This window comes from Frankia sp. AgKG'84/4 (assembly GCF_023242965.2).
In the GTDB taxonomy this organism is placed as follows: Bacteria; Actinomycetota; Actinomycetes; order Frankiales; family Frankiaceae; genus Frankia.
On sequence record NZ_JALKFU020000236.1, the window covers coordinates 1 to 7,738 of the forward strand.

The window sequence follows — 7,738 nt, forward strand, 5'->3', positions numbered from 1 at the left end:
GGGTCGTCGAGCAGCGTGCGGATCGCCCGGGCCAGCGCGGCCGGGTCGCCCGGCGGCACGAGCAGAGCCGCCTCGCCGTCCTCACCGGCCACCTCCGGCAGCGCCCCGGCGGTCGTCGCGACCAGCGGGAGCCCGCAGGCCATCTCCTCGACGGCGGGCAGGCTGAACCCCTCATACAGCGAGGGGACGACCGCCACCTCGGCGGATCGCAGCAACTCGACCAGCTCCTGCTCCGGAATATTGGAACGGAACGTCACGGCGTCGGCCAGGCCGAGCTCGCCGACCCGGCGCTGCGCCTCGCCGCCCTCGCGCACCTTGCCGACGCAGATGAGATGGGCGGGCCGCTCCGCGCGCAGCGAGGCGAGCGCTTCCAGCAGGACGCCCAGGCCCTTGAGCGGCACATCGGCGCTGGTCACCACGACGATGCGGCCAGGCACCGGCGTCGTGCCGGCGGGCGCGGGGGTGAAGATGTCGGCATCGACCCCCAGGTGCACCGTGCGCATGCTCTCCGACGACAGGCCCATGTCCTCGACGATGCCCCGGCGTGAACTCTCCGACGGGATGATGACGCCGTCCAGGGCGCGCGCCACCCTGGCCTGCATCGGCAGGAAGGAGTACCAGCGGCGCAGGCCCAGCCTCTCGCGCAGCGACGTCGCCGCGGCCAGGCTCAGCCGGAGGTCGACGGTGATCGGATGGTGCACGGTGCACACCACCGGGATCCGGTAGGGCCGCATCGCGTTGCGCAGCGCGAGCATGCCGTAGCCGAGGCCCTGGTTGTCATGGACGATGTCGTACGGCGGCCGCCCGCCCGAGGATCGGGGGCGCAGCGCCTGGTAGGCCCGCAGGCTGAACGACAGCGGTTCGGAGAACTGCCCGGAGCGCATCATCCCGAACTCGACGAGATCGGGCAGCGTGCGCAGCTCGGACGGGGCGGCCCAGCGGAACGGGCGGGCATCGCCGTAGAGATCGAGGCTCGGCAGTTCGGTCAGCCCGACACCCTCGTCGAGATCCGGATACGGCGGCCCGCTCAGCACCTGCACCTGGTGCCCCTGGGCGACCAGTTCGCGGGAAAGATGTCTGACGTACACGCCTTGTCCACCACAGGTGGGCAGGCTCCGGTACGACAACAACGCGATCCGCAAGTGCGCCCCTCCGTCCGTTCGGGCCATGTCCTGATCCCTTGACGTCCAGGGTGGCGCCACCGGGAACATTAGGACATCGCGTCCTGATCTTCACGTGGATCGCCTTGCGTAGGCGATCGACCGCGGTCGATCCGCGCCGCCACACGGCGGGCATCGGACCGATTTCGGTGCCCATCGCGCCGCGGTCATCACCCGTCGGCGGCCCGGCCGCCGACGGGTGATGCGCCCGACGGGTGGGCGGTCAGTCGTTGTCGACCAGGACGACCTGGGAGGAGATATTGCCCTTGGTGGCGCGGGAATACGGGCACACCGCGTGGGCCGCGGCCAGCAGTTCCTGGGCCGCGGCGGGCTCCAGCCCGGGGATCTGCCCCTCGATCTTCGTAGCCAGGTCGAGGGAGCCATCGTCGTTGATGACGAGGTTCACGGTCACCGACACCGCGGAGTCGCTGATGTCGATCTTCTTGCCGCTCGCGACAAGCTTGAGCGCGCTGTGGAAACAGGCCGCGTAGCCGGTCGCGAAGAGCTGTTCGGGGTTCGTGCCCGGGCCGTCGTCGCCGCCGAGCCCCTTCGGCACGGAGAGCTGCAGGTCCAGCCGGTTGTCGCTGGCGGCCACCCGACCCTCGCGGCCGCCCCAGGCGGTCGAGGTCGCCGAGTACAACGTGTTCGCCATGTCACCCTCCACGGAGCTGGATGTGTGCGGTCCGCGTCCTTGTTGGTCGGGCGCTCGCCGTGAATTATGTAACCACATTGGTGCCGTAAATATTCGCGGTCAAGTCCTGTCCATCCGGCTTAGCCTGGGCGCATGGCGCAGCAGGACCAGGACGCGGAGCGGGTCGACAGGCCTCGGCGGGGACGTCCCCGCGACGCCACCATCGACACCCGGGTGCTGGCCGCGGCTGTGGACGAACTCGCCGAGCAGGGCGTCGGCGGGTTCAGCGTGAACCGCGTCGCGGCGCGTGCCGGAGTCGCGAAGCGCGGGATCTACATGCGCTGGCCCGACCGGGACGACCTCGTCGTCGACGCGCTGGGGACGCTCGCCGCGGGGCTCGTCCCGCCCCGCACCGGCAGCCTGAACGCCGACCTGCTGCATCTCGCGCCGTATGTGGACGCCGTGTTCACCGAGCCACGGCTGTCGGTCCTCGCCCGGTGCATGGCCGAACTCCCGCGATTCCCCGCGATGTACGCGGCCTTCCGCCGAGAGTCGGTCGACCGCTGCGCCGCCGCGATCGAGGACGCCTTCCACGACGCGGTGACCCGTGGTGAGGCACGTGCCGATCTCGACACCGACCTGGCGACGAGTGCCTTCCTGGGAGCGTTGCTGGCCAGGCACGCCTTCGCCGCCAGCGCCGACCTGGACAACCTCGCGTTCCACCGCAGACTGGTCGACTTCTGCCTCGCCGCGGTCCGTCCAGCACGGGAACCGGCGCCCGACGGTGCCCCGCAGCTGGCCATCGACACCCCCGGCTGACCCTGCCGCCGACCGCCCGAGCCCGGTATCCACAGCGGCGGTAGCCGCTCGCGGCGCACCTCGGATGGGCACCTCGGATGGGCACCTCGGATGGGCACCTCGGATGGGCACCGTGCGATGGCCCTTTGGTGGGCACTGTGCGCTAGCGGGCACCGTGCGGTAACCATCCAGGGATCGCGCCTCGGGGAACCGCACCCACCTGTGGACAGCGTGCCGCTCGGGAGCGTGAACACAGCCGCGGTGCTGGTGCGCTGACCCGCGACGGTGATGGCGAACGGATACGACTGTGACCGTCTGCTGGGCACCGTCGCCCACTCGGTGATCAGGTGCGGCCGCTCCACCGGCGGACGGGCGCTGGCTCACGGCAGGGCAGCGCCCGTCCGCCGCCCCCTGACCACCCAGAGCACCCGGGCGTTGTCCACAACTGCTCCTGGATGGGCATCGTGGTTGGCGTCAGGCCGACCAGCCGCGACGCGGCCAGGCCAGGTCGCGTCACCCGCGGACCGAACCCGAAGCGCCTGCATCACCAACCTTCGATGGGCATGGTCTGCCTGGCCCGGTGACGCACGAGACCTCGGCGTGGATATCGGCGACTGATACGACCCACTCCCCGCAGGGGCGCCGCGGTTCATACACAGCCCCTTGGTGGGCACCGTCAGGGATCCACCGGTCATGGATCGGGCGATGCCGCGGCCGACACGACGGGTGGACGGTCAGGGTGCTCATCCGGGGTGTGCGCCGCGAACCACACGATGCGTCTCGATGGAGACCGTCCGTGCCTCGGACGACGGACACCACGGCCGTCGCAGCCCCCCGCCGCTTGGCCGCCGATGGGCTCTGAGCTGCGAACTCGAAGCTGGTGGGGAGTTATCCACAGCGCTGGACCGCTGCAGTCGAGTGGTGTCCGAGGGGCTGCGTCAGAAGACGCCCAAGCCCCACCGGGAGGTCGGGCAGAGCGCTGTCCACAGGCGCCCGGTGGTCGGTTCGGCAGTCCGCCTCATCCCCACCGGTGGGCACCGTCTCGGACTCGCCTCACAGACCTTGGAAGGCCCGCGGCGTGGACAGCGCTACCCGATCGATCTCCACCGACGGCGACAGAACCGAGGAACCGCTGCGATGCCCACTCGCGGTGCACCGGGCAAAGGAACCCCGCGATGAGTCCGACCGTGCCGTCGGCCGGTAAACCATGCCCACCTATGGGCAGCGTGCCCAGGGACAGATCGCCTGTGGATGATGTTCGGACGGACAGGCCCGGGCGGCGCGTGAACGGACGGGCACCTGTGGGCAGCGCGCAGACTGGGCTGTGGGCAGAACGGGTGCCTGGCCAGACCGAGTCCCTGGCCAGACCGAGTCCCTGTGGGCAGCGGATGGGCACGGATGGCGGTCCTGTGCGGCGCGCCGGCTGGTTGCGCCCCTATGGGCACCGTGCGGTGGCTCGGCGGCGGGCTGTGAGCGCCTGCCCCCCGTATCGCGCGGATGGCGCTGTCTCCCGCGAAGGCCCGTCGGTCTCGCCGCTGGCGCGCTCATCCCCAGCCCCTGGAGGGGCAGCGTGCTGTCGAGCACCCGGGGGCTCAGGCCCGGGACGGTATCCACAGACGCGGGTTACGACGTACGGCGGACGCAAAGGGTCGACGCGGTCCGCCGGTGGGCAGCGGTCACCGCGAGGCAGCGACCGTGCCGGCTGAACCCCCACCCGCCGCCCGCCGTCGCGGGATCCCTGTGGGCACCGTGCGTGAATCACGGCGGTGCGGTGCCCCCGGACGGGCTCGGCTGGCCCTCCACAGGCCCGGTGCGGTGATGGTGAGCGGAGATAACCATCACCGCACCCTGGGCAGCGTCGCCGGCTTGGCGACCGCGAAGGACCTTCTCCACAGTTGGCAGCTGGCCTGACCGTCAGGTGGGCACCGTCCGAACAGCTGACCATGACCCCCCGCGGTCGGGCCTGTCCACAGGTGCCGCTCGGTGGGCAGCGTGTGCGAACGGCCGGCGGCCTGGCTCGTTGATCTGGTGGAGGAAGCCGATCCCTGACCGTCGCCGGCCGCGGAGCGCTTTTCACAGACCCTCAGTGGTCATCGTCCAGGCGCTTCGGGGAGGGCGTGACACCCCTGTGGATAACGGCAACCGAGTTGACGGACTCCCTACCTAGGGCACCGCGACGCACCCTCACGCCGCAGCTGAGGCACCGGGTGGGCATCGCTGGGGCACGGGGCGTCCGGGCGGCGGAAGGCGCTACCGACAGCCCGTCAGTGGGCAGCGTCGACCACCGGCCGGGATCCGGTGCCCGCCGAGGATCAGTGGACGTCTCCCTCCGGGCTGATGGAAACGGGCACGGTGCTCATGGAGGATGCGGGCACGGCTATCCACACGGTGCCTGCTGATGGAGACCGCTTCCCGCCTCCGACTCCGCTGACCATCGGGGCGACGTTCGCGTCAATACCTGCTGACCTGCGAGGACGCACCCAGGGCGGGGGTTATCCACAGGGGTGCGGCAGGTTCATCGGTACCTGTGGAGTGCGGAGGGTCAGTGCCGGATGTCGAGGGTGCGCGCACAGTTGGTCGTGGCCGGCGGGGGATTGGCAGCGAACCGGCCGGCCATCCAGGACATCAGGTCGTTCATCGACGCGGCGAGGATCGTGCCGTGGTCAGCGCTGGGATAACGGCGGTAATCCACCGGGGTGCCCTGGCCGCACAGCCGGAGGTCCACCCGATCGGTGACCGACGGGCGGATCACGATGTCGCGGCCGCCCTGCAGGAGCAGCGTCGGAGCCATCCGTCGGAGAATCTCGTCCCGCTGTCGCCCGAACCCGGACATGAATCGCGGATCGGCCAGCGGATCCGAGGTGAAAGCGGTGCTGATCGACGTCCCGACGCTCGCGGTCATCACGTCGATCGCGCACTTGTCGCGCGCGATGGCCAGCAGCCGGCGGCCGGTCTGCGTCAGAGAGCGCGTCAGGTCGATGGTGGGATCGGTGTCCGTCAGCCCGATCATCGCCAGCAGAAGGTAGCCGACTCCGTCCGCGTTGCCCTGCAGGGTGGTGAGCGAGGCGGGCAGGTCCGCGAGCGGCGCGGTCGCGACGATCCCGCGCACCCGCAGGTCCGGCGCGTATGTGACGGCCTGCGCGCCGGCTGCGAGCACCGCCTGGCCGCCCTGTGAATAACCCCAGGCGACGACGTCCCGGCCGGCACCCGTGGCGGTCAGCGCGCGGGCTGCGCGCGCGGCGTCGAGCACGGCTCGGCCCTCCGGCCCGGAGACGTAGATCGCGTGCTCGCCCGGCGTGCCCAGCCCGGCGTAGTCGGTCAGCGTGACGACGTAGCCCGCCCGGACGAGCGGGAAGGTCCACGCGGCGGAGGACAGCGGTGGTGTCGACCGGGACGGCGCGCAGATGTCGGCGATGCCGGTCGTGCCGTGGGCGAACGAAACGACCTTGCGGCCGCCGGCGGGCACCGCGACGGTGGGCGGCGGCGCGAGGACGATGCCGGACACCTCGACGGTCCCGTTCCCGGCTGACCGGGATCGGTAGGTGACCACCCAGGCGCGGATGCCCGCGGGCGCGGCGAAGACGACGTCGGCGGTGAGGAGCTCTCCTGGCGCGCCGGGGGATCGCCGGCCGGCAGCCTGGTCACCGTTCGCCGAGTGCCCCCCGCCACAGGAGGTCAGCGTGGCCAGGCCCAGCAGCAGTACCAGCGCTACCGGGCACATCCGCGACAACGACGGCCGCCACGGTCCGGGCGAGCGTGAGGTCGCGGCGGGCGGCAAATCGTCTTGTTGAGCCGACCACGGTAAACGCACGAAATGAGCGTATGTTTCAGCCCTTGCGAACGTGGCGGCGGTCGGTGACGTGTTACGCGGCCTGTCTCGTCAGGCTGCGCTCGGTGTCCGAACGGTGTCCGATGGACAGTTCCCGGGCGGCTACCCGGGCGGCCTCGCGAGTGGACTCGCGAGGCCGGATCAGCGCCGCGAGATGTGGCCCTCGAGGTGGGTTCAATCTGTGGGTCATCTGTGGATATGGCATGAGGATCCGTGGGCGCTGGACGGAGTCGCCGGGGCGCTGGATACCCTTACGGTGTCCTCAGGCGGGTGCTGTGTGGTGGCGCGAGGGCGCCGCGGTTGTCTCTGCGCGTCCCACCCGCCGACCCGAGATCGGCGGAGGCCCACCACTGTGACCACCCATGCGGCGAGCACGCTCGCACTCGGGCCAGGCGACCTGCTGAGTGGCGACAGCCTGGTCAAGGCCGGACTGGCTGTTGTCCTGCTGATCGTTTTCGCGGAGTCCGGACTGCTGGTCGGCTTCTTCCTGCCCGGTGACTCGATGCTGTTCACCCTGGGCATGCTGATTTCGCGGAACGAGATCTCGACGTCGCTGCCGGTGGCGATGATCCTCATCGGGCTGGCCGCCATCGCCGGTGATCAGGTGGGTTATCTGATCGGTCGAAAGGCCGGTCCGGCGCTGTTCCGACGGCCCGACTCCCGGTTGTTCAAGCAGGAGTACGTCGAGAAGGCGACCGCCTTCTTCGAGAAGAACGGCGCGAAGTCGATCGTGCTCGCCAGGTTCGTTCCCATCGTGCGGACCTTCACCCCGGTCATCGCCGGGGTGAGCCGAATGGACTACCGGACCTTCGTTCTTTTCAACATCATCGGTGGCATGCTCTGGGGCTGTGGCATCACCCTTCTGGGCTACCTCCTCGGCTCGGTGGACTTCGTTCACGAAAACATCGAGGCAATGCTCATCCTGGTGGTGCTGGTGTCCGTGCTGCCGATGATCATTGAATATCTTCGCGCCCGGCGACGTCGCCCGGGCGCCGCCGGCAATCCGGACGCGGCGGCGGCCAGCCCGCCGGTCCACACCCAGGACGGCCCGCAGCGCGGCCGGGACGGCTGGTCGGCAACCGATGCCCGGGACGAGGTCGGGGGCCCGGGGGCGTACCAGCCGGGCGCCGACGAGTACGAGCCGCAGTTCGACTCCTCCAGCACCATGCGGATTCGCCGCGGCGGAGGCGGCGGCGGCCGCCACGCGGCGGACCGGCGGCGCCACCCCGCCCGGGACTGAGAACGGGTGAGTCCCACTGCGTGGTGTAGATCGGGAGCGGCTGGTTGATCGTCCGGGGTGCGGGTGTGTCGCTCCGAGAC

Annotated in this window: 5 protein-coding genes; 2 read left to right on the top strand and 3 right to left on the bottom strand. The window is 70.6% G+C overall.

Annotated features, from left to right (window positions below):
* Window positions 1–1,142 (bottom strand): glycosyltransferase family 4 protein (locus tag MXD58_RS15350; RefSeq protein WP_250609437.1); only part of this gene is annotated, 1,142 nt, incomplete at its 3' end.
* Between the two features lie 241 nt (window positions 1,143–1,383).
* The gene (locus tag MXD58_RS15355) at window positions 1,384–1,812 is read right to left on the bottom strand and encodes an Ohr family peroxiredoxin (RefSeq protein WP_248839898.1); all 429 of its coding nucleotides are present in this window, start codon (window positions 1,810–1,812) and stop codon (window positions 1,384–1,386) included.
* A gap of 132 nt (window positions 1,813–1,944) precedes the next feature.
* On the opposite strand from MXD58_RS15355, the gene MXD58_RS15360 reads away from it, so the two are divergent.
* Complete coding sequence (locus MXD58_RS15360; protein ID WP_248839897.1) at window positions 1,945–2,610, top strand: TetR/AcrR family transcriptional regulator; 666 nt, start codon at window positions 1,945–1,947, stop codon at window positions 2,608–2,610.
* Window positions 2,611–5,131: 2,521 nt separating this feature from the next.
* Here the strand turns inward: MXD58_RS15360 and MXD58_RS15365 are convergent.
* Complete coding sequence (locus tag MXD58_RS15365) at window positions 5,132–6,310, bottom strand: lipase family protein (protein WP_248839896.1); 1,179 nt, start codon at window positions 6,308–6,310, stop codon at window positions 5,132–5,134.
* Window positions 6,311–6,770: 460 nt separating this feature from the next.
* Here MXD58_RS15365 and MXD58_RS15370 point away from each other — a divergent pair, with 460 nt between their 5' ends.
* A complete protein-coding gene (locus MXD58_RS15370; protein WP_248839895.1) occupies window positions 6,771–7,658 on the top strand; it encodes a DedA family protein in 888 nt (295 codons plus the stop codon).
* Window positions 7,659–7,738 lie beyond the last annotated feature (80 nt).